We start from the raw sequence: 22,680 nt of genomic DNA on the forward strand, positions 1-22,680 counted from the left end.
GTCGTGACAAGTTTAAAAATTTATCACGACTTATTTTCGTATCTTTCCAAAGCTCTTATAAAATTTCCTTCAATTAATTCACTAAGCTTATCAATTATAACTTTAGGATTTTCCTTCATTCCTTCTTTCATCCATTGGATAACTAAGCCAGTAAATGCATGTGTATAAAAGTTGCCAATAAACTCCTTATCCTTTTTCTTAGCATTCATATTATGAGAAACTTCATCAACTACTCCCATAAGTAATTCATTTGTAACTGAATAGAGATATGTATCTAAATGATTTCTTCCTAAAGAATTTAAAGTATTGAGACAAAACGATTTATTATTTTCTATATAAATAAAAATTCTATAAAATCCGTCTGTCCATGTGTCATAACTCCTATATTGAGATATACTTTCAACTGCTTCTGTCCTATAAATCCACTCGGTTAAATCATATATATCCTGAAAGTGATAATAAAATGTTTGTCTGTTAAGTCCACAACTTTCTACAATCTGCTTAACAGATATTTTATTTAAAGGAATATCCTTCATTAACTCCTTTAAGGAATTGGCAAGGGCCTTTTTCGTTATTAAAGAACTAGACAATTAATCACCTACTATTTTCAAAGTTAATATATAATCCCACTTGAAATTATACCTAAATGAAAGATTTTACTCAATAAAATAGGATAAACTTTAAAGTTCATCCTATAATTTGTTATGTATTTTTACGATTATAAACTTGTTAATTAAACAATAAACTTTGACATTTCTGCTTTTAGATTGTTTACAATTCCAATAGATTCCCTTGTGCTTTCGACTATTCCATTAGTTTTTTCATTTACATGTATTATTTTCTCTGCTATATTAGTTGTTCCAGAAGCCCCCTCACCTGCTGCTTCTGCTACTTGTTCAATTGTTTGTAAAACATTTTGAACGGATACTAATAATTCTTCTGAAGTAGAACTAAATTCTGTAACTAGGTTATCTACAAAAGATGCATCTTCACTATACTTTTCTGCTACATTTAACATAGATTTATATTCATTAGATACATTCTCTGTCATAAAAATCAGTAGATTATTTGAACTACTTGAAAGACTTCCTACTGATTGTATTACCTTTTCAGTTATGTTCTGTATTTGGATTACAGTTTCTTTTGATTGTTCTGCAAGCTTTCTTATCTCATCTGCAACCACCGAAAATCCCCTTCCAGCTTCACCAGCTCTGGCAGCTTCAATAGCTGCATTTAAGGCTAGCAAATTAGTTTGAGCTGTTATTTCCATTATTGCTTGAGATAAGATGCTAATTTGTTCAACCACCTTAGAGTCACTAATTGCTTTTTCTAATTCTACCTTAGTTTGAATAAATATAGTATTTGCTTTATCTTGAGCTTCAATAACTCTATCCTTTGTTTCAATAGCTCTTATGTTTATTTCCCCAGCTGCCTCTGCACCCGCTTGAGATTTTTGAGATATAGATTGTACTGCTCTTTCAACTTCCTGAGTAGTAGCTGCTATTTCCTCAGCTGATGCGGCTGTTTCTTCCATGCCTGCCGAAAGTTCTTCGGTAGTAGAAGACACTTCTTGTACATTTTCCATAAGTTCACTTGAATTTGCACTAATAACTTCATTTATTTTCAAAGTATTTTCAGCAGTAATCTTAACTTCCTTAATAATAGTCCTTAAATTTGATAAAAATAAGTTTAATGCCTTGGCCAAATCTGCTATTTCGTCTTTAGAGTTAACTTTAATTTCTTGTGTTAAGTCTCCTCCTCTTTCAGCAAGTGCAAAAAGCTCTCTTTTTAAAACATTCAAAGATTTTAAAATCCCAGATATAATAGCACCCGCGAAAACTATTGCAATTACTGTTAAAACTGAAATAATTACTACTGATATCAGTATTGCTTTTGAATAAATATCATTTCCTTCATTACTTGCTGTCCTGGCCATTTCTTTATTAAAATTCACAAGCTCTAATAGAGATACCGCTGCACTGTCAAAGGATTTTTTACCTTCTCCGCTCATAATTTTCATGGCTTCATCAGTTTTTAAATTTCTACTAAGTTCTATTGCAGCTTCATTAGCTATTATATATTCACTCCACTGCTTCTTTACCATTGAGTAAATCTCTTTATCTTTATCCTCATAAAGTGATTTCTCATATAAAGACATTATGTTTTCAATTTCCGCTTTTTTAGCTTCCATTTCCTTTTCCTTTGTACTCATTACACTCTTATCTACTGTTACTATATGTTCATATTCCAAAATTCTGAAATCCGACATCATTGTATTTAAGTCTTCTGAAAATATTATCTTTGGTATTCGATTTTCTGAAATTACAGTAGAGTGGTTATTAATCCTTTTCAAACTATTTATAGAAAAAACTCCTATAAAAATTAATGAAGCTACTAACATTGAAATTAAGATAATCAATTTACCTTTAATAGTTTTTAGCAATTGCTTTCCCCCTAACCTAATAAAATATTTAACTATACTATCGTTCGATATATAATCTACTTTAATTTTATTAATTATATATTAACAATTATATTTTTATAGACATATTGTTGATTAAGAAACTTATAAATATTATAATATTTATAAGTTTCTTAATAATATCAATTAATTTCAAAGTATTACCTTCACAATAGAATGACTATGAAATGAGGAAATATTCTAATGTCAAAAAACTCTAGCGATAAAAGATCACTTCAAACTAAAAAGATAATAAAAGATACTTTATCAGATTTAATTGAAGAAAAGGGTTTTAATGAAATATCAGTTACAGACTTAACTAGAAGAGCTAATATAAATAGAGGTACATTTTATCTACATTATGCTGATAAATATGATTTATTAGAACAGGTCGAAGAAGAATTGATAAAAGAAATTCAAGAGCATACCAAAAATTTAGATTGCCTAGATTTGCTAAATATAAATCTTGTAAGTGACTCTGATCCATTTACAATAAAGCTTCTTGAATATATTAAAGAAAATGCAAGCTTCATTAAGGCTATTTTAGGTCCAAAGGGTGATCCCATGTTTCGCATTAAGCTTAAAAAACTTATAGAAGCTAATTTATTTGAAAAACAACTGTCAAGTGAGTATAATCCAGGAAATATGTTAGTTGAGGAAGAGTATTTTATTTCTTACGTACTTTCAGCTCATTTAGGAGTAATTATGCATTGGCTTGAAAATGACCTAGAAAAATCCCCAAGGGACATAGCACTGATGTTATCGAAACTATCTATGCTTGGAAGTTTTACGGTGTCAGGACTAGGAAATACTAAGAATGAAATTTAATACTAACTCTTAGATTTCATTTCTTAAAATTCATTTTGTTTCTAGAAAATATAGATTATTAAGAGATTTATTAGCTTTAATTTGACTTAATAAATCTCTTATTTAATATTGATATTATAATCTTGTAATTTATGATTTTCCTAGTATTTGTAATGTATTTATCTCAACTTTATATATTTCCATTTTCCTGTTTTAAATCTTATATAAACAAATAGCCATCTTACAAATTGGTCTACAAATACCGCCATCCACGCTCCCGCCAGTCCATATCCACATATGTTGACAAATATATGTGCAAGTGCAACTCTAATTAGTATTGCTCCAAAAAATGTAGCTATTAAAGGCCAAAATGTATCTCCTGCTCCTCTTAGCCCTCCTGCTAATATAAGCTGAGATGACTGAAACGGTTGCACTAACGCTATTATTTTTAAGGCTATAGATGATTTCTTTATAATCTCTGGATCATTTGAATATAATCCTACAAGCTGCGGACCAAAGAAAAAGAATATTACAGCCATAAACGTAGATATCATTGATCCAATTTTTCGTGTTTCTTTTGCATAATTTTCAGCCTGAGAATGTTCGTTAGTTCCAAGGCTTCTACCCACTAAGGATGAGGCTGCTATCCCAAAGGCCTGGCCTGGCTGGAATGAAAGACTTAATATATTTAGTGATATCTGATGCGCTGCGTAAACAACGGTTCCAAGTCCTGCAACTATTTTAACAAATAAAAGCACGCCCACCCTTAAAGCCAGTTGCTCTAAAGAAGCAGGTACACCTATCTTTATTAAATTGTACATTATATTTTTATTAAACTTAAAAGGCTTTTTTAAATTAAGTTTAATGATACTTTCACCTTTTATAACATATCTAAATAAAAGTATACTTGCAACCACATTTGATATAGCAGTTGATATTCCTGCTCCAGTGATGCCAAGGCTTGGAAAGCCTAAAAGACCATATATAAGAATTGCATTACCAATAACATTTAAAAAATTTGCTTTCAGGTTTATCTTCATGGGTATTTTTGTTTCGCCAATTCCTCTAAGTGCTGCTGATATAGACATACTAAATGATTGAAATATAAACCCTATCATAATAATTTTAAAATAAGTTTTACCCACTCCTAAAGTATCAGATTGTGCTCCCATAAACTTCATAATAGGCTCAGTAAACATTATTCCAAGGATTGATAGAGGTATTGCTAGCATCATCAAGCTTAACAACATTACATGCTTTAATGTTGTTTCTATTTTTTCATTTTTACCAGCCCCTAGATACCTGGCAACCATAGCTGTACCACCTACATTTAAAGCCTGAACAAGGGACAATCCTATAAATAAGGGTTGATTTGTTATACCTACAGCTGCAACAGAAGCTGCTGCTACTCCATTATCAGTTATTCTTCCAAGCATCATCATGTCTATCATACTAAAAAGTGATCCTAAAAGAAGTTCTACAAGAACAGGCCATGCAATATTAATAACATCAGCTCTGATTGAATTATTAAACCACAAAAACAATTTACTTTTTTCAGCATTCTTATATTCTAAGTCAGCCATTATCATTCTTCTTTCTATATCTTATTTGTATATCTTTTATTGTACACTACATTATATTCGCTTTAAAAATATATTTCCCAGGATAACAGTCTAAAAAACTTATTTTTATACGTTTACTCTAGGTTTATCTTTGAATAATTTACTTTTTTATACATAATTAATTTATTATAAATTAAAACCCTGAGGATCACTCCTCAGGGTTACAATATTATATTGTATTTATTTAAGATTTTCTAGTTTACTCCAAAGATCTGGATTCTTCTTTTTAACATTTAATATTTTAAAGTTTTCTTTATTTACAAATGCCTGAGTAGTTTTTCCTTCTGCAATAAGTTTATCATCATCATTTCTTATAACCCTATATTGTAACACTACCTTAATTGGAGTTAATTCATCTAAACTAGTTTCAATTATAAGATTTTCAGCATACTTTGCTCCTTGAATATATTTACATTGTGTTTCAATGAGCGGCATCATTATGCCCATATCTTCTATATCCTTATATGAAACACCTGATCCAACAATAAAATCTTCTCTTGCAGTTTCAAAATATACATAATAATTAGAGTGATGCACAATTCCCATTTGGTCTGTTTCTGCATACCTAACCTTTAGCTCTGTTGTACTTTTATACATAAAAAACTCATTCCTTTCATTAGTACTTAAAGTTCACTCTATATTTTTTTAACTTATGTGTTACTCTTATTTAAAACTTCCGTTTTGTCATCTCCCAATACTTCAGTTTTATCATCATTTATAACTTGAGTCTTATCACTATCTAAAATTTCTGTGCTACCACCATTTAAAATTTCCATGAATTCATCACCTGATATAGTTTCTTTTTCCCACAAATACTTTGCCAATTCATGAAGTTTATCTTTATTTTCATTTAAAATATCAACTGCTTTTTTATAAGATTCTTTAATTATTTTTAAAACTTCTGTATCTACCTTTGCTGCAGTTTCAGCAGAACAAGCTAGGGATGCATCTCCCCCAAGATATTGATTTGATACAGTTTCTAGCGCCATCATGCTAAAATCTTCACTCATACCATAACGTGTAACCATTGCTCTAGCGATTCTTGTTGCTTGCTCAATATCATTGGAAGCACCTGTGGTAATAGAATCGAATATAATTTCCTCTGCAGCACGTCCACCAGTAAAAGTAGTAATTTTATTAAGCATTTCTTCTTTAGACATTAAAACACGTTCTCCCTCTTCCACCTGCATAGTATATCCAAGTGCACCAGAGGTTCTAGGGATAATAGTAATTTTATGAACAGGTGCAGTATTTTTTTGCTTTGCTGCAACCAAGGCATGCCCAATTTCATGATAAGCAACAATAAGTTTTTCTTTTGTTGGAACAACAGCTCCCTTTCGTTGATATCCAGCAATAACTGTTTCAATAGATTCATCAAAGTCAGATTGATTTACCTCTATTCTGTTGCTTCTTACAGCTCTTAATGCCGCCTCATTTGCAATGTTTGCAAGCTCAGCACCTGATGCTCCAGAGGTTGCTCTTGCTACTTTATTATAATCAATATTTTTATCTACTTTAATTTTTTTAGTATGCACCTTTAAGATTTCTTCTCGTCCTTTTAAATCAGGAAGCTCTACCGGAACACGTCTGTCAAATCTACCAGGTCTTAAAAGAGCCTTATCTAGTATTTCAGGACGATTAGTTGCAGCAAGAATTACAACTCCTTTGCCACCATCAAACCCATCCATTTCAGTTAATAATTGATTAAGTGTTTGTTCTCGTTCGTCATTTCCAGTCATGCCGGAATTGTCACGCTTTTTTCCAATAGCATCAATTTCATCTATGAATACAATACAAGGAGCCTTTTCTTGCGCCTGCTTAAATAAATCTCTTACCCTTGCTGCACCCATACCTACAAACATCTCAACGAACTCAGATCCTGAAATAGAAAAAAATGGAACTTTCGCCTCACCAGCAACTGCCTGAGCAAGTAGTGTTTTCCCTGTACCTGGAGGACCAACTAGTAATGCTCCCTTTGGAAGTCTTGCTCCAATTTCTTTGTATTTATCAGGTCTATGCAAAAAGTCTACAATCTCAGTAAGTGCTTCTTTTGCCTCGTCTTGGCCAGCAACGTCTCCAAAGGTCTTACCTGTTTGTGCAGCAACATAAACTTTGGCATTACTTTTTCCAAAACTCATTTTATTTCCCATGCCACCCATTTTCTTTTGCATCATTCTTCCAAGTATCTGCCCCATTCCTATGAAAAGAACCATTGGTAAAATCCAATTCATTAAAAAATTAGTAAGTGGAGAATTTTCTTTAGGAATTACTCTAGAGTATTTAATTTCTTTAGCTTTTTTAGCATCTTCCAAACGCTGAACAAAGTCTTTATCCTCTAATCTTCCTGTCTCATATATCTTTTCTTCACCATCTGCTTTAGAATTAAATATAATCTTTGTATCCCTTACCTCCACTGTATCAATTTTTTTCTCATTTATCATTTTTACAAATGTTCCATAATCAACTTCAGAAATACGTTGTTTTTGAAGATTAGGCATAAGCCATGTATTTAGCATCATAAGTCCTATAAATGCCAGTATATAATAATAAAACAAAGGACCTTTAAGTTTCTTTATATTTTTCATTTTTATTAATACTCCTTATCTTAATTAATTTTACTATAAACTCATATCTGAATTATTTATCTTCTGTAATAAAACATTTAGCTTTTGTAATCCTTCAATAATGTCATTTATATTTTCTGTAGATTCGGTTTTTAAAGAAATATCAAACTTTCTCGTAAGCAAATCTTCAATATCTAAAATAGCACTTTCTCCCTTTTCTGACAAGTGAACTTTTACAACTCTTTCATCCATCTTATCTCGCACACGATTTAAAAACCCTTCTTTTTCTAACTTCCTACACATAGCTGAAATATTTGCCCCTGCCACACATAAATTCTTTCCTAAATTTCCAATTGTTTGTTCCTGTTCTCTAACATCTGTAAGTATTCTTACCTGCATAGCAGTTAACCCATGCTTGTCATACATGGGGCGGAAAATACTATCCATATTTACCGATATATCTCTAAGCAAATTCCATATAGTATTATTAAAATCCATAACCTCCATATTCTATTCCTCCAAACTTTTTGTAAACATTCATTAAATTATATATACAATATAGATAATATGTTTTATAATTTATATTGTCAATACACAGAACAGTTAATTAATAAATTAGTCATAAATGTTTATTAAAGTTTTCATATATTGTATAAATTATAGTTCAAAAGGAAGTCATGCTTATGAAAAAATTATTAAAATTACTTTTTAGCAGAGCATTTTTAATTGGATGTGCTATTCTTGTTCAGATTTTTACTCTTGTTATTATGATTTGGAAGTTTGGAGAATATTTCATTTATTTTAATACTATCAGCTCTCTACTCAGCGCTATTGCAGTACTGTGGATTATTAACAATAAAAACAACCCTGCATATAAGATAGCCTGGATAATTCCAATTATGCTGTTTCCTATTTTCGGAGGACTTTTTTATTTAATGTTTGGTGGGAACCAGATTAGCAAGCGTAATAAACAAAAAATGAAATTAATGTATAGTAAAATGTTTAATATTTTAAATAGAGATAAAAATACTTTAAAGGAAATTGAATCTAAAGATAAAAATGCGGCAAATCAAGCACGTTATATAGAAAAGTATTCTTTATGTCCTGTATACCCAAATTTATTTTCAGAGTATTTAACACCTGGGGAAATGAAATTCGAAAGATTAAAACAAGAATTAAAAAAAGCACAGAAATATATATTTTTAGAATATTTTATTATCGAAGAAGGAGTCATGTGGAATTCTATTTTAGATATTCTCATAGAAAAAGTAAATCAAGGCGTAGATGTTCGTGTGATTTATGATGATTTTGGCTGCTTAACAAAACTTCCATATAAATATGATAAACATCTAAAAAATCTTGGCATTAAGTGTTGTGCTTTTAATCCTCTCATTCCAGTACTATCAATAAGAATAAATAATCGTGATCATCGTAAAATTGTTGTGATTGATGGCCATACAGCCTTTACAGGTGGTGTTAACCTTGCAGATGAATATATAAACGCCTGCGAAAAATATGGGCATTGGAAAGACTCTGCCATTATGATTCAAGGTGAAGCAGTTTGGAACTTTACAATTATGTTTCTTTCTCTGTGGAACTATTTGAACAATACAGATGAAGACTATGATAAGTATAAGTGTTTGTTCGCTGATGGAAAAGCATTTGAAAAGGATGGCTATATACTTCCTTTCGCTGATAGTCCTTTAGATGGGGAAGCTTTAGGTGAATCTGTATATATGAACTTAATTAACAATGCAAAGGATTATATCTACATCAATACTCCTTATTTAATTCTTGACCATGAAATGACTATTGCTCTATCTTTGGCAGCAAAACGTGGAGTGGATGTTAAAATCGTAACTCCTTTTATTCCTGATAAAGCCTATGTTCATACAGTAACTCGTTCATATTATAAACCTTTAATTGAAAGTGGCGTAAAGATTTATGAATATACCCCTGGCTTTATTCACGCTAAGTCTATTGTGGCAGACGATGACTTTGCTATAATAGGTACCATTAATCTTGACTACAGAAGCCTTTATCTACACTTTGAATGTGCAGTATGGATGTACAAAACAAGTAGTATTCTTGATATTAAGGGTGATTTTATTGATACACTGAAAAAATGTAAATTTGTTGATTTAAATCAATATAGAAATTTATCCTGGTATAAAAAGATTATGACATTAGTTTTACGTGTGTTTGCACCGCTGATGTAAAAAAGAAGGAATTTCGCTTTTGCGAAATTCCTTCTTTTTTTATTTCATTAGTTTACAAATATTATTAGTAAATTCTACTGGATCACTTATAGGTAATCCTTCAATAAGAAGTGCTTGGTTATATAGAACACTTGTGTATAAGTTAAGTTTATCTTTATCATTTTCATAAGCTTCTTTTAATGATTTAAATACATCATGATTTATATTTATTTCTAAAGCTTTGTCTGCTTTCACATTTTCATTGTTTGGCATGGAATTTAATATTTTTTCCATTTCTATTGTAAGTTCTCCTTCGCTAGAAAGACATACAGGGTGATTTTTCAACCTCTTTGACGCTTTAACACTAGCTACTTTATCAGATAAAATATTTTTCATATATTCAAATATCTCTTTTGTTTCCTTATCATCTACACTTGAAGAATTATTATTTTCCTCTGCTTCTATTCCTAAGTCACCGCTTGATACAGACTTAAATTCTTTATCTTTGTAGCTCATTATCATTCTTACAGCAAATTCATCTATGTCATCAGTAAAGAATAGTATTTCATATCCCTTATCTGATACAAGTTCTGCTTGTGGAAGTTTTTCAATTCTTTCAATTGATTCTCCTGCAGCATAGTAGATATATTTTTGATCTTCAAGCATTCTAGAAACATATTCACCTAAAGTAACCATCTTTTTCTCTTTTGATGAATAGAACATTAATAAGTCCTGAAGTACATCTTTGTTACTTCCAAAATCACTGTATACACCATACTTTAACTGTCTTCCAAAGGACTTATAAAACTCTTCATATTTATCTCTTTCATTTTTTAGAGTATTTTCTAATTCGCTTTTTATTTTAGATTTAATATTTTTAGCAATTAGCTTTAACTGTCTGTCATGTTGAAGCATTTCTCTAGATATATTAAGAGATAAATCTTCTGAATCCACCATACCTTTTACAAAACTAAAGTAATCTGGCAATAAATCGGCACACTTATTCATAATCATAACGCCATTTGAATATAACTCTAAACCTTTTTCATATTCCCTTGTGTAAAAATCATATGGCATTTTTTCTGGAATAAATAAAATTGCATTATAGCTTACAGTACCTTCTGCTTTAATATGGATATGTTTTAATGGCTTATCAAAGCCATAGTGCTTTTCAGCATAAAAATTGCTGTAGTCTTCATCTGCAAGTTCACTTTTATTCTTTTTCCATATAGGAATCATGCTGTTTATAGTTTCTTCTTCTTTATAACTTTCATATTCATTTTCGCTGCCTTCTTTAAGTGTGCTCTTGGTTACATCCATTTTAATTGGGTATCTAATAAAATCAGAGTATTTCTTAATAATAGATCTTAATCTATATTCTTCTAAATATTCATCAAAGTTTTCATCTTCTGTGTTTTCTTTTATCTTAAGTATAATTTCTGTACCAACTGAATCTTTTTCACACTGTTCAATAGTGTAACCTTCTGCGCCTTTAGATTCCCACTTGTAAGCTGTTTCACTTCCAAATGCCTTACTAATAACAGTAACATTATCAGCTACCATAAACGCAGAATAAAATCCTACACCAAATTGACCAATTATATCATAGCCATCTTTAAGTTGATTTTGCTTTTTAAATGCTAAGGATCCACTTTTTGCTATAACTCCAAGATTTTCTTCAAGCTCCTCTTTTGTCATTCCTATACCAGTATCGGAAATCTTGAGTATTCTATCCTCCTTATTTATATCTAATGTAATATAATAATTATCTTTTTCAAATGTTAAAGAATCATCTGTTAATGCTTTGTAATAAATTTTATCAATGGCATCACTAGCATTAGAAATAAGTTCTCTTAAAAAAATTTCCCTATGCGTGTAAATTGAATTAATCATCATGTCTAAAAGTTTTTTAGATTCGGCCTTAAATTCTTTTGTTTCCAATTAAATCTTCTCCCTTCGTAATAAAAATCATATATTCTAGCTTTTATTATTAGCACTTCAGCTCGTCGAGTGCTAACCCCTAATTTTTATATATCACAATTAAAATCTTATGTCAATACCTCTTAAGTTATCCTACTTATTCCATTAAATCCTCTTTGTTGATTGTCATGTATCAATTCACCTTAAAATATCCTAGAACCGCAGTAAAATTTGCCCCCTTTTATCTTCCATATAATTTTGTAATCTTCCGTATCTTTTCTGTCAATTCAGTGGTAAATTCATTTTCTAATAAGCGCCATCTCCAGTTATCTCCAACTGTTGATGGTGTATTAATCCTCCCTTTGTTACCTAACCCCAAGTAATCTTGCATTGGTATCACTGCTAAATCAGCAACACTTGAAAGTGCTAATCTAATAAACTTCCAATTAATGTATTTTTCATTGGTAATATCTAAATAGTCTATGGCAAACTTTTTATCCTGGGGATTAAGGTTTTTATACCACCCTAAAATGGTTTCATTATCATGGGTTCCAGTATAAACTACAGAATTTCTATAATAATTATGTGGTAAATAATCGCTTTCTTCTCTAGAATCAAAAGCAAATTCTAATACTTTCATTCCTGGATATCCAGTTTTCTTAACAAGCTGTAAAACACTTTCTGTTAAAAGTCCTAAATCTTCAGCAATTATGTTCAAACTACCAAGCTTATCTTTTAATTTTTTAAAGATATCATAGCCGGGCCCCTTTCTCCAAATGCCATTTTCTGCTGTGATTTCCCCATAGGGTATAGAATAATATTCATCAAAACCCCTAAAGTGATCTATGCGAACAACATCGTGCAAATTGAACGAATGTGCAATCCTTTGAATCCACCAAGCATAGGAAGTACTTTTGTGTTTCTCCCAATCATAAAGTGGGTTGCCCCATAACTGTCCTGTTTTTGAAAATGCATCTGGTGGACACCCTGCAACTGCAATTGGATTTCTATTTTCATCAAGTTGAAATAATTCTGGATGAGACCATGCATCTGCACTATCAAAAGCAACATAAATTGGGATATCTCCAATAATTTTAATACCGCATTCATTAGCATAGTTTTTTAACTTTGACCATTGCAATGCAAATATAAACTGCAAAAACTCATAAAATATAATTTCATCTGCATACTTGATTCTAAACCTTTCCATTGCATCAGTTTCCCTCATTTTGATATCATTTTCCCACTTACTCCAACTAACACCCAAAAAATGATTTTTAATGGACATATAAAGAGCATAATCATCTAACCAGTAAGAGTTTTTGCTCACAAACTCCTGAAATTCTATTCTTTTACTAATATCACTTCTGACATATGCGGTTTTTAATATTCTAAATCTTGATAAATATATTTTTTCATAGTTTATATATCTATCATCATCCCCAAAGTCATAGGCATTACATTCTTCCTTAGTTAAATACCCTTCATCTATTAATGCTTCTAAATCGATAAAGTAGGGATTACCAGCAAAAGTAGAAAAAGATTGATATGGCGAATCCCCATATCCTGTAGGCCCTAAGGGAAGTACTTGCCAGTAACTCTGCCCTGATTCTTTTAATTTGTCTATAAACTCATATGCATTTTTCGAAAATGATCCTATTCCATACTTTGATGGTAAACTAGCAATTGGTAGTAATATTCCGCTGCTTCTCATTTTCTCCCCCTTACTGCATCATCGCTGTAACAATCTACCCCTTGACAGTCCCTGATACAACACCTTTATAATATATTTCTGACATGCAAAGTAAAATATTACAATTGGAATAATTGCAAGTACTAACATTGCCGTCATAGCTCCCTTATCTATTGAACCATATCCAACCTTACAATATTATATTACTTAAAAATTTCATTATACTGCATTTTATTGAAATCACACTTAACTTTCTAATAGCAAACAGGCTAGTCATTTTTATTTGACTAACCTGTTTTAACTTCGTTTAATTATTTTAAGATGATTTTAAATTTAATGAAGAATCATACCCAATATTGCAGTTGCTTTCAAGAATTAGATCTATAAATGCTCGGGTAATAACTGGATCAAATTGATTACCACTACATCTTTTTAGCTCATCAATAGCTTCATCATAAGTTTTTCTTTTGTTATATGGTCTATTGGATGTCATAGCATCAAAACTATCTACAACTGTTAAAACTCTCGCTAGAAAAGGTATCTGTTCCCCTTTAAGATTACTTGGATATCCCTTCCCGTCATACCTTTCATGATGATGCAGTATGAGGGGGCCAATGTCCCTTAGTGATTCAACAGGTTTTATTATTTCTACTCCATTTAACGGATGACCCTTAAGCATTTCCCATTCTTCATTAGTTAATGACATTCTTTTATTTAATACTTCCTTTGGAATATTTATCTTACCAATATCATGCATATAAGCTCCGTATATAAGTTTTTTCTTATCTTCTTCATCAAGTCCAAGTTTATTTGCCAGCATTTTGCTGTAAATTACAACTCTTTCAACATGTCCATATGTATATCTGTCTTTTGCATTAATAACACTTATCAAAGTTTTTATGGATGTAACAAGATCTATATGTCTTTCTTCTATATCATTTTTTAATTCATCGAGTATTGAAGTATAACATTCAACCCTGTTTTTATTAAAAAACTTAGCTCTATAAAGAGCATCATCTGCACTTTTAATAAGTTCAACATCACTTTTTGCTTTATCTGGATAAATGGAAACTCCCATTGAAACTGTTATCTTCCCATTAGGTTGATTTTCTTCTCCCTCAAAGTAAGTCTTTTCTATTTTATATCTTATGTTTTCTGCAATACTAATTGCATCTTTTTCTGAAGTATTAGGTAATATTATTGAAAATTCTTCTCCCCCGTACCTAGCGACAATATCATCTTCTCTTGCGCTATTTTTGAGTATTGATCCTATACTTTTAAGTACTGCGTCACCCTTTTGATGACCATAAAGATCATTATAATGCTTAAAATAATCTATATCAATGAATATCATAGAAATGGGTTTATTTTCCTTTTCATATGACATCACTTTTTCTCTTAATACATCATGAAAAAATCTATGGTTATATACACCAGTAAGTCCATCCTGATTTACTAACCTTTGTAGTTCTTCAATATGTTCATTTTCTATTTTTACATAAAACCCTAACGGCCATGCTGTAAGAATAAAAACTCCAGATAATATTAAATCATTTTCAAAATATTTATTTACTCCTACATCTTGAAAACATACAATATCCATTGCTAATATCATAATTGAAGAAATACACGCTACTACTATACCCTGTTTCATGCCTGATTCTATAGTAGCAGTTATTATAATAAATAAAAATAGAAACTTATACTGACTTTCATAACCACCAGAAATAAGTATAGTACCAAAAAATACAGCTACAAATACAATATTCTCTATTTCATGACTATAACTACTATTCCTTAAATAATCCTTTCTAGCTGTTGAAAATGACCATATGCCATAAATCAACGACAATAACATTAAAATAGATCCAACAGTTATTACACTATAATAAGCATACTTCATATCGTACATATATCTTTTATCACTAAAAAAGTATTGAAAAAACGATATCCCTGAAAATAATAATGAAGATAATTTTACAACTGATAATATTTCATATATTTTTTTATGTTTATCAACTTCATATGTTGCCATTTTCTATTTCCTCAACTCCATTATAATATAAGGTGGTATAATAACCACCTTATATCTATACTTATTCTTCTTTAAGGCACTTTGGCTCCTCTGGTTGATATGAGAACCAAGTACATGCAGATGTAGCTACAGAAGCAGCAACAATAGTAGTTAGTGTTGCAATTAAAGCTAAAAATTTAGAATTTAGTTTTTTCATCTTATTTTCACTTCCTTCCTATATGTAATAGATATTTTAAAAATATATCTATTTTAGCTAATATTAGGTGCCCTCTTTTAGTAAGAGTAAAAGTTTGCCAAGCTATGCCCCCGGCTAAACATAGAGCGTATACAAGAAGTGCTACTTTATTAAAATTAAAATATACTATCATTATAAATATATCAATTATCAGATAACTATTTAAAATCAGAAACGATCTCTTTTTCATTCGTTTCCTTTTCTCTTGGCTATTAATACGTTTTGATGGATTATCAACAGGTGCTAACTTATAAATCATATAGTAAGACCATATAAAAATCATTAACTCTAAAATTAAAGCAATTTTAAAGTTTATACAAACACTTACTAAAAAAGATATTAATAACGCTTGTCCCACGCATATAATTACTCCAATAGAAGTGCAATTGCCTGGCGAACTTGCATGAGCCCCTCCTGAATATTTTCTAAGTATACTTGCTGTAAATAGTACTACTAATGCTTCAATAGAAACATTAAACATAAAACCAATTATACTTACAAGAAATATAGAAAGAAGAGTCTGTATAAGTGCAAAGGCTCCATAAGCTATGACCTCTCGTTTATTATCATCCATATTTAATTCCGATGCTACTTTATTTGCAATGTTATTTGATAGATTCTCCATTTAAATGTATTTCAACTCTTTTCTTCTTAAAAGTCTTATGTAACATACTAATGAAATAACCCCAAAAATTATAATAGATGGAATTCCATATAAAATTTTGAGAACTGGATGATTAAATACCTGATTCATATCAGCATTAAAAATGTACTGTATTATAAGCACATTAATTCCTTCGCATATAAATTGTAGAATTATCACAGTTATAGCTGATCGTATGGATGAAATTAAATCAATTTTATTTATCTTAACTGTTAATATGATTATTATAAAAACATTAATTATAGTATGTACACCGTAATGAATAGGAAGAAACCTCACAATGTATGCCATAAATCCGTACAAAACACTAGATATTATGTACTTTTTAATATTCACAAACCTTTTTGAAAATGCATATGCTGCAAAAATAAATAAAAATGCCTCTGGTAAACCTCGTGTAAAAAATTCTAGTGGTGTCAGTTTTAACATATTTTATTTCTCCTTAGATAACCATAAATTGCTACATGTTCGTTCACCTCTTTAATTACGGTAAGAATAACTAAAAAAGCAAATCCTCTTATAAATATATCACCAATACTTAAAATACTATACCCAATATCAATTGTGTCTGTTAAAAATTTCAACTTTGTTTGTGAATTCCCTAATATATGTATATCATTTGCTTTAATGAAAGAATTTCCTCTTACATAACCTGTCCAATATGATAACGTAGGAAATACAGGCATACTTCCACCATTTGACTTTATTGCAACATTATTCATAATACTTCCAATAAGAATAAATGCAGATCCAATAATGGCGCTATGATACTTTTTATATACTATAATAGGAATTAAATATAAGTATAAATAAACCGATTTTATTATATTTGCATATTTTACAAATCTATAATCACCGAAAAAAATTGTTGCTTGTAAAAAAACATATATTATTTCATATATAAATATAGGATACATAGCCTGCGATTTAAAAAATGGTTTTAAATTGTATCCTTTTATTTTTGCAACTAATAGTGCTACCAATATAACTTCTATCATATTATTAATCTCACATTTCTATTGTAAATTTATATAATAATTATGTTGTCATCCCGAAATTGTTATTTATATACTTATTATCTCATATTTACCTTACCACTTAACCTTATTATATCAATTTTTTTAATTTTATTCCACTTATTTATTAAAAAGCCTAATTATTTTTATTCAATAATTTATATTTACTATTAACATAAAATGATTGAATGAATATAAAAGTTATAATATAATAAAATATACCTTAATTAACAATTATGTAATATTTAATTAACACTTTGTTAATATATAGCACTGTTTTTGCATTATTTATCATCGATAATTAAACATTAAAAATTTAAAAATATATATTGGAGGATTTAGAATGATTAAAAAACTTGAAAATGGCGATTTAGAAATTTCTGCACTTGAGATCAAGGATGTTATTGATATAAAATTACTTCAAACCTTCCAAGATAACTTTGCTACTGGCATGAATATTGCAAGTGTTACTGTAGATAAGGATGGACAACCTGTAACACGTCCAAGCTGCTATACAAGTTTCTGCATGGATTTTACACACTCCACTAAAATAGGAGATGATAGATGTGCTATATCTCATAAAAAGGCTGGGGAAGAAGCTGCTAAAACAGGAAGGCCTTATGTATTTACTTGCCATGCAGGATTAATAGATTTTGCGGCACCTATATTAGTTAATGGTCATTTAATAGGAACAATCTTAGGCGGCCAAATTTTGACTTCCGCTCCTGTGGAAGACAAATTTAGGAAAACAGCATCTGAAATAGGAGTTGATCCAGAAAAGTATGTTGCTTCAGCTAAAAAAGTCTATATGACAAAGCAAGAAAATGTACAAGCTGCTGCTGAAGTGTTATTTATTATAGCAAATGCTCTTTCAAAGATGGGTTATGAACAACTTAAATTAAGTAATATGTCACAAACCCTTTCAGATAACTTTAGTCAAATTTCTGCTACTATGGAAGAACTTTCTGCATCTTCATCAAATGTAACAACTAATCAACATAATTTAAGTGATGAAATTGTTAATGTAAAGGAAATCTCTATAGAAATAAACTCAATATTAGATTCAATAAAAACCATAGCAGATAAAACAAAAATGCTGGGATTAAATGCTGCAATAGAAGCTGCAAGAGCAGGAGAAGTTGGCAGAGGTTTTGGGGTGGTTGCTACTGAAATTAGGACTTTATCTCAAAACTCAAAAGAGACAGCTTTAAAAATAATGGATCTTACAAAGAAAATTCAAGATTCTGTTGATAAAACAATAGAAACTTCAAATGAAACACTGCAAACTACTGAACAGCAAACTGCAGCAATTCAAGATATTACTTCAAATTTATTAGAATTAACAAGTTTAGCTGATGAGCTAAATACTATGACAAAACATAAATAATAGAGAGTATACATAAATTTCATTTAAATGAATTTATGTATACTCTTTTAATTTCTCATAAGATAATTACATTATTAATTATCTTATAAATCACCACTGTCTTCCTGGATCATCTGCCATATTATTAAGAGTTCCCCTCGGATATAAAACAGAGTAGTGATTCATTAAAGGATCATTATTAGACTTTGTAGGTTGTGGAAATACAAATAAAACTTTAAATTCTTCTCCTACTTTGTAACCTATAATTTCTTCTCCATTGTATTTCACATCGTACTCTGGAGTCCCAAGGGCCTTTTTCACCATTGATAGAGATATTTGTTTTAGTCTGCTATCAAAAGATCTAACTTCAAAAATTTGAGTGCCTTTATTAAATCCAAATACTACGTTGTATTTTGAATAAGTTGCATAATTTCCCTTTGCTTTTGGCACCCAATCTGTTTTATCTGCTTTACCCCATTTTTTTTCTACATCTTCGATAACAGTGGATTTAACTTGAAAATCACAATTAATGATTTTTCCTACCTTTGCTAAATTTCTAATATTGTCAAGTAATATCTTTTGTGAACTATCTTGTTTCATTGGTTTATTGGAGTTATTTTCAGAATTTGTTGTTATACTATTATTGGAAGAAGGTTTATCAATAGTAGTTTCTCCTGATTTAACATTAGTGTTATTTGAAACCTCAGTTTTGTTTGAATCATTATTCTTATTATCGTTTAAAGGCTTTGTTGTACTTGAACATCCTACTATAAGGCTTAAAGATATGGCTAAAATGCTCCATGTAATTGACTTCTTACTAAATAATAAAATCATGATAAGATAACTCTCCTTTTATTATACTTACTAAAAATTATAGAGATTCAGAAAATAAATTTTCAAAGGTACTATAGGCTTAAGTATAAGTAAAAATCAAATACTTTAAATTCACTAAGTTTCATCCACCTTTTACTTTTTCATCCTCCAAATGTAATCTATATTTACAGACTACAACTGTGGGAGTCGTCTGTCAATATACAACTCAACTCCCATATAGGCCCATTACCATATTATTATAATCTTATACCTTTCATAACTTTATAGTTAATTTCTGTCATTCATTTAATTATTAAATTGTATTATAATAGTTATGTAAGTATATAAAATACATTTTTTTAATTAAGGGGCGATAAAATGAATAAACGTTACATAGGCTTACTGGCCTCATCTCATTTTATAGTGGATATATTTCAAGGGGCACTGCCTGCAATGCTTCCATTTTTGATATCCAATCGTAATTTAAGCTATGCTGCTGCTGCAACCTTGGTATTTGCAGCAAATATAAGTTCTTCAGTAATTCAACCATTGTTTGGATTTTATGCTGATAAAATTTCTATTCCTTGGCTAATGCCTATAGGTGTTTTAATGGCAGGAATAGGAGTTGGTCTTGTAGGTGTACTTCCAAGCTATCCACTTATATTAATTGCAGCTGCTATAAGTGGTATAGGTAATGCTGCTTTTCACCCTGAAGGCACCCGTATAGTAAATAGTATGTCTGGCGAAAAAAAGGGGACAGGGGTAAGTACCTTTGCAGCTGGTGGCAATATGGGATTTGCTGTAGGTCCTATACTTACTACTTCAATTATACTTCTATTAGATTTGAATGGTTCTCTACTTCTAATTTTGCCTGCTGTAATAGTTTCTATAATATTATTTGTAAAAAAATCAGACTTATATAAGTATGAAAATACTAAAACTAATAAGATATTAAATTCTTCTGAAACAGTTAAAGATGAATGGAATTCCTTTCTTCGTCTTGGAGCTGCAATTTCCTGTAGGTCCGTTATATTCTTTGGTCTTAATACCTTCCTTCCACTTTACTGGATAAATGTATTTGGCCAATCTAAAACTGCAGGTAGTGCTGCCTTAACTATATTAATTGTTACTGGTGCTATGAGCACTCTTGCTGCTGGTCGTTTAGCAGATAAATTCGGCTACAAAAAAATAATTGTAATAGGTTATGCATCACTTATACCGCTTTTATTTATCTTTATAAATATTCAAAATGTGAAACTAGCAACTTTAATGCTAATACCTATAGCTATAGGATTATATGCACCTTATAGCCCAATGGTAGTTTACGGACAAAAATATTTACCAAATCATATAGGTTTAGCTTCTGGAGTTACTTTGGGACTTGCTGTAAGTGTTGGAGGAGTATTTGCTCCTATACTAGGGTGGATTTCTGATAACTACAGCATTCATACAGCAATTTCTTCTCTTGCAATAATACCTATTATTGCAACAATAATAAGTATTAGTTTACCTATACCTCAAATAGATATAAACACAAAAAAAGTTAATATTGAATTGACTGATTAATGTAAAAACTAAGACTATAGTACAGTATTCCTGGCTATAGTCTTTTGATAATTTTATCATCATTTATACAACTTGTTTTTATAATATCCCTCTGAAAGATACAGTGCTCCTAAAGGATTGTGTGCAAGTACTCTATCCTTAACTGCAAAAACAGTTATAGGTGCATCAGAACATTTTATAAATAGCGAGTCATGTCCTACACATAATCCCAGCATAATATTCAATTCTGTTTTTGCACTATTTAGAAAACTAGCCTGTCCTATAGGATTGCACATCGGCTCATAAGTTCCTGGTCTTACCTTTTCATTATCTTTAATGTTCAAATATTCCTTAGGTATGCTTCCATTTTTGCACACTATTGAATCAACATCAAAGCCATTGTGCCTTAATATTTTACATAACATCTTTGCTTCATTACTTAAACCTATACAAAATGCTACTCCAAGCTTTTTAAATCTGCATTTGTTTGCAAAATCCATTATCTCTTCAAGCCTTGTTTTTTTACAATATCCTTCTGCTTCAACTAATGCAGAATTGTATGCTAATTTATAGTTTTCTTCTGCAAGATATAATTTCTTTATATTTTCCTGTTCTTCTTTTTCATTGCATGGACAATTAGTAGGTAACTTTTGCAGTTCTCCCTTTTTACAGTGATGTTCACTACACATAGCACATGTATACATATCCTACCTCCAACTTTTTCATTTTAAAACTAATCATAACTTTTCATTATTGCTTCTGTATCTTTAAATAATTCTGGAGCAATATCCTTCATATTCATTTCCTTCCAGAATGACATTTTTTCATGATTATCGAAATACTTCGTAGGAATTGGATGAGTTCCAACTACAACTGGTATCTTATAATGATTCTCAATAAATTCTTTGAATTTTTCAATGTTTTGACATGGCGGATATCCAACTACAAAACCTGTAGCTAAATGAATTACTTGTGCTCCATTTTTAATCATCTCTTCTGGAACATATTCTATATTCCCCCCTGGACATCCACCACAATATGAATATCCAACCACTTCAACTTGTTCTTCTATAGGATATATAGAAAAGCCTCCTATACGTTCCCTCAAAGCTCTAAAACATTTTCCTCCACCACAATTTTGATAACGTCCACAAATAATAATTCCTATTTTTTTCATAATAATTCCCCCTTCCCCTATATAATTACTATTCATAGTTATTCATTTATTTTTTATACTGTAATATTTATTATTAAATAAAAGCATAAAAGAGGTCTTGCTTTTAAACGCAACCTCAGTTTGTGCTTTTATTATTATGCTATTTGAGTATTATTTATATATTTTTTATACTATTCTCCTTTATTAACACTTTTCTCAAAATAGTTATTAATAGCACTCTTTAGTGCCTTAACTCCAAGAATTGAACAATGTTTCTTATGTTCAGGTAGTCCTCCAAGAGCGTTTACAATATCATCTTCAGTTAGTTTTAATGCCTCTTCTATTGTTTTCCCCTTTACAAGTTCTGTTGTGATACTACTTGTTGCAATTGCTGCAGGACATCCATATACTAAAAAACTAATATCTTCTATTAAATTATTTTTCACCTTAATGTATATATTTAAAGAGTCACCGCATTCTGGATCTCCACTTCTTCCTTGTCCATTTGCATCCTTTATTATTCCTACATTTCTTGGAAACATAAAATGATTAAATACAAGATCAGTATAATCTTCAGAAAACATA

Annotated in this window: 21 protein-coding genes; 4 read left to right on the forward strand and 17 right to left on the reverse strand. The window is 30.2% G+C overall.

From position 1 onward, the window contains the following. Positions 1–23: 23 nt before the first annotated feature. Positions 24–590: a dihydroxyacetone kinase transcriptional activator DhaS gene (gene dhaS, locus BSD9I1_RS13245; RefSeq protein WP_186430707.1), complete on the reverse strand. Its 567-nt coding sequence runs from the start codon at positions 588–590 to the stop codon at positions 24–26. 143 nt (positions 591–733) lie between these two features. Beyond that, complete coding sequence (locus tag BSD9I1_RS13250) at positions 734–2,443, reverse strand: methyl-accepting chemotaxis protein (protein WP_186430708.1); 1,710 nt, start codon at positions 2,441–2,443, stop codon at positions 734–736. Between the two features lie 222 nt (positions 2,444–2,665). Here BSD9I1_RS13250 and BSD9I1_RS13255 point away from each other — a divergent pair, with 222 nt between their 5' ends. Continuing rightward, positions 2,666–3,289 carry a TetR/AcrR family transcriptional regulator gene (locus tag BSD9I1_RS13255; RefSeq protein ID WP_035309304.1) on the forward strand — a complete coding sequence of 208 codons (624 nt, stop codon included), beginning with the start codon at positions 2,666–2,668 and terminating at the stop codon, positions 3,287–3,289. 158 nt (positions 3,290–3,447) lie between these two features. Here the strand turns inward: BSD9I1_RS13255 and BSD9I1_RS13260 are convergent, their stop codons facing one another. The 4 genes from BSD9I1_RS13260 to BSD9I1_RS13275 form a co-directional block, all read right to left on the reverse strand. Further along, positions 3,448–4,851, reverse strand: a complete 1,404-nt coding sequence (locus BSD9I1_RS13260; protein WP_186430709.1) for an MATE family efflux transporter — start codon at positions 4,849–4,851, stop codon at positions 3,448–3,450. A gap of 219 nt (positions 4,852–5,070) precedes the next feature. Further along, positions 5,071–5,487, reverse strand: a complete 417-nt coding sequence (locus tag BSD9I1_RS13265) for a thioesterase family protein (protein ID WP_186430710.1) — start codon at positions 5,485–5,487, stop codon at positions 5,071–5,073. A gap of 53 nt (positions 5,488–5,540) precedes the next feature. After that, entirely contained in the window at positions 5,541–7,475 is a 1,935-nt protein-coding gene (gene ftsH / locus BSD9I1_RS13270; protein ID WP_186430711.1) for an ATP-dependent zinc metalloprotease FtsH, read from the reverse strand. A gap of 33 nt (positions 7,476–7,508) precedes the next feature. Next, positions 7,509–7,961: a MarR family winged helix-turn-helix transcriptional regulator gene (locus BSD9I1_RS13275; protein WP_035309308.1), complete on the reverse strand. Its 453-nt coding sequence runs from the start codon at positions 7,959–7,961 to the stop codon at positions 7,509–7,511. Between the two features lie 176 nt (positions 7,962–8,137). Between BSD9I1_RS13275 and cls the strand changes: the two genes are divergently transcribed. Further along, positions 8,138–9,673: a cardiolipin synthase gene (gene cls, locus BSD9I1_RS13280; RefSeq protein ID WP_186430712.1), complete on the forward strand. Its 1,536-nt coding sequence runs from the start codon at positions 8,138–8,140 to the stop codon at positions 9,671–9,673. 39 nt (positions 9,674–9,712) lie between these two features. Here the strand turns inward: cls and htpG are convergent, their stop codons facing one another. The 7 genes from htpG to BSD9I1_RS13315 form a co-directional block, all read right to left on the reverse strand. After that, complete coding sequence (gene htpG / locus BSD9I1_RS13285) at positions 9,713–11,593, reverse strand: molecular chaperone HtpG (RefSeq protein WP_186430713.1); 1,881 nt, start codon at positions 11,591–11,593, stop codon at positions 9,713–9,715. Between the two features lie 220 nt (positions 11,594–11,813). Beyond that, positions 11,814–13,286 (reverse strand): 4-alpha-glucanotransferase, encoded by a 1,473-nt coding sequence (gene malQ, locus BSD9I1_RS13290; protein WP_186430714.1) that lies wholly within the window; start codon positions 13,284–13,286, stop codon positions 11,814–11,816. Between the two features lie 295 nt (positions 13,287–13,581). Beyond that, the gene (locus BSD9I1_RS13295) at positions 13,582–15,300 is read right to left on the reverse strand and encodes a diguanylate cyclase (RefSeq protein WP_186430715.1); all 1,719 of its coding nucleotides are present in this window, start codon (positions 15,298–15,300) and stop codon (positions 13,582–13,584) included. A 61-nt stretch (positions 15,301–15,361) separates the two neighbouring features. Beyond that, the gene (locus tag BSD9I1_RS13300) at positions 15,362–15,496 is read right to left on the reverse strand and encodes a cyclic lactone autoinducer peptide (protein WP_186430716.1); all 135 of its coding nucleotides are present in this window, start codon (positions 15,494–15,496) and stop codon (positions 15,362–15,364) included. A gap of 7 nt (positions 15,497–15,503) precedes the next feature. After that, positions 15,504–16,160 carry an accessory gene regulator ArgB-like protein gene (locus tag BSD9I1_RS13305; RefSeq protein ID WP_186430717.1) on the reverse strand — a complete coding sequence of 219 codons (657 nt, stop codon included), beginning with the start codon at positions 16,158–16,160 and terminating at the stop codon, positions 15,504–15,506. After that, a complete protein-coding gene (locus tag BSD9I1_RS13310; RefSeq protein WP_186430718.1) occupies positions 16,161–16,628 on the reverse strand; it encodes a hypothetical protein in 468 nt (155 codons plus the stop codon). Next, positions 16,622–17,197: a DUF5317 family protein gene (locus BSD9I1_RS13315; RefSeq protein WP_186430719.1), complete on the reverse strand. Its 576-nt coding sequence runs from the start codon at positions 17,195–17,197 to the stop codon at positions 16,622–16,624. Before BSD9I1_RS13315 ends, BSD9I1_RS13310 begins: the two co-directional genes overlap by 7 nt. A 361-nt stretch (positions 17,198–17,558) precedes the next feature. On the opposite strand from BSD9I1_RS13315, the gene BSD9I1_RS13320 reads away from it, so the two are divergent. Next, positions 17,559–18,602: a PocR ligand-binding domain-containing protein gene (locus BSD9I1_RS13320; protein ID WP_186430720.1), complete on the forward strand. Its 1,044-nt coding sequence runs from the start codon at positions 17,559–17,561 to the stop codon at positions 18,600–18,602. Positions 18,603–18,692: 90 nt separating this feature from the next. Here BSD9I1_RS13320 and BSD9I1_RS13325 read toward each other — a convergent pair whose 3' ends face one another. Further along, positions 18,693–19,415, reverse strand: a complete 723-nt coding sequence (locus BSD9I1_RS13325; protein ID WP_186430721.1) for a YjgB family protein — start codon at positions 19,413–19,415, stop codon at positions 18,693–18,695. A 357-nt stretch (positions 19,416–19,772) separates the two neighbouring features. Here BSD9I1_RS13325 and BSD9I1_RS13330 point away from each other — a divergent pair, with 357 nt between their 5' ends. Next, the gene (locus tag BSD9I1_RS13330; RefSeq protein ID WP_186430722.1) at positions 19,773–20,960 is read left to right on the forward strand and encodes an MFS transporter; all 1,188 of its coding nucleotides are present in this window, start codon (positions 19,773–19,775) and stop codon (positions 20,958–20,960) included. 59 nt (positions 20,961–21,019) lie between these two features. Here the strand turns inward: BSD9I1_RS13330 and BSD9I1_RS13335 are convergent, their stop codons facing one another. The 3 genes from BSD9I1_RS13335 to BSD9I1_RS13345 all read right to left on the reverse strand — a co-directional run bounded on the left by BSD9I1_RS13335 (position 21,020) and on the right by BSD9I1_RS13345 (position 22,679). Further along, complete coding sequence (locus BSD9I1_RS13335; protein WP_186430723.1) at positions 21,020–21,643, reverse strand: DUF1847 domain-containing protein; 624 nt, start codon at positions 21,641–21,643, stop codon at positions 21,020–21,022. 29 nt (positions 21,644–21,672) lie between these two features. Next, complete coding sequence (locus tag BSD9I1_RS13340; RefSeq protein WP_186430724.1) at positions 21,673–22,116, reverse strand: CGGC domain-containing protein; 444 nt, start codon at positions 22,114–22,116, stop codon at positions 21,673–21,675. Between the two features lie 170 nt (positions 22,117–22,286). Then, on the reverse strand, positions 22,287–22,679 hold the full coding sequence (locus BSD9I1_RS13345; protein ID WP_186430725.1) for an iron-sulfur cluster assembly scaffold protein: 393 nt from the start codon (positions 22,677–22,679) through the stop codon (positions 22,287–22,289). Between the last annotated feature and the right edge of the window lies 1 nt (position 22,680).

Origin of the sequence: Clostridium sp. BSD9I1, assembly GCF_900185645.1 — a bacterium.
Taxonomy (GTDB): Bacteria; Bacillota; Clostridia; order Clostridiales; family Clostridiaceae; genus Clostridium_AK.

What these genes read in the sequence shown, in the direction of transcription:
- BSD9I1_RS13305 (WP_186430717.1), bottom strand. Translation starts at nt 16,160, where the DNA reads ATGGAGAATCTATCAAATAACATTGCAAATAAAGTAGCATCGGAATTA.
- BSD9I1_RS13295 (WP_186430715.1), bottom strand. Translation starts at nt 15,300, where the DNA reads ATGGCAACATATGAAGTTGATAAACATAAAAAAATATATGAAATATTA.
- ftsH (WP_186430711.1), bottom strand. Translation starts at nt 7,475, where the DNA reads ATGAAAAATATAAAGAAACTTAAAGGTCCTTTGTTTTATTATTATATA.
- cls (WP_186430712.1), top strand. Translation starts at nt 8,138, where the DNA reads ATGAAAAAATTATTAAAATTACTTTTTAGCAGAGCATTTTTAATTGGA.
- BSD9I1_RS13315 (WP_186430719.1), bottom strand. Translation starts at nt 17,197, where the DNA reads ATGATAGAAGTTATATTGGTAGCACTATTAGTTGCAAAAATAAAAGGA.
- BSD9I1_RS13345 (WP_186430725.1), bottom strand. Translation starts at nt 22,679, where the DNA reads ATGTTTTCTGAAGATTATACTGATCTTGTATTTAATCATTTTATGTTT.
- BSD9I1_RS13275 (WP_035309308.1), bottom strand. Translation starts at nt 7,961, where the DNA reads ATGGAGGTTATGGATTTTAATAATACTATATGGAATTTGCTTAGAGAT.
- BSD9I1_RS13325 (WP_186430721.1), bottom strand. Translation starts at nt 19,415, where the DNA reads ATGATTTTATTATTTAGTAAGAAGTCAATTACATGGAGCATTTTAGCC.
- BSD9I1_RS13330 (WP_186430722.1), top strand. Translation starts at nt 19,773, where the DNA reads ATGAATAAACGTTACATAGGCTTACTGGCCTCATCTCATTTTATAGTG.
- BSD9I1_RS13265 (WP_186430710.1), bottom strand. Translation starts at nt 5,487, where the DNA reads ATGTATAAAAGTACAACAGAGCTAAAGGTTAGGTATGCAGAAACAGAC.
- BSD9I1_RS13320 (WP_186430720.1), top strand. Translation starts at nt 17,559, where the DNA reads ATGATTAAAAAACTTGAAAATGGCGATTTAGAAATTTCTGCACTTGAG.
- BSD9I1_RS13340 (WP_186430724.1), bottom strand. Translation starts at nt 22,116, where the DNA reads ATGAAAAAAATAGGAATTATTATTTGTGGACGTTATCAAAATTGTGGT.
- BSD9I1_RS13255 (WP_035309304.1), top strand. Translation starts at nt 2,666, where the DNA reads ATGTCAAAAAACTCTAGCGATAAAAGATCACTTCAAACTAAAAAGATA.
- BSD9I1_RS13310 (WP_186430718.1), bottom strand. Translation starts at nt 16,628, where the DNA reads ATGTTAAAACTGACACCACTAGAATTTTTTACACGAGGTTTACCAGAG.
- BSD9I1_RS13260 (WP_186430709.1), bottom strand. Translation starts at nt 4,851, where the DNA reads ATGGCTGACTTAGAATATAAGAATGCTGAAAAAAGTAAATTGTTTTTG.
- BSD9I1_RS13300 (WP_186430716.1), bottom strand. Translation starts at nt 15,496, where the DNA reads ATGAAAAAACTAAATTCTAAATTTTTAGCTTTAATTGCAACACTAACT.
- malQ (WP_186430714.1), bottom strand. Translation starts at nt 13,286, where the DNA reads ATGAGAAGCAGCGGAATATTACTACCAATTGCTAGTTTACCATCAAAG.
- BSD9I1_RS13335 (WP_186430723.1), bottom strand. Translation starts at nt 21,643, where the DNA reads ATGTATACATGTGCTATGTGTAGTGAACATCACTGTAAAAAGGGAGAA.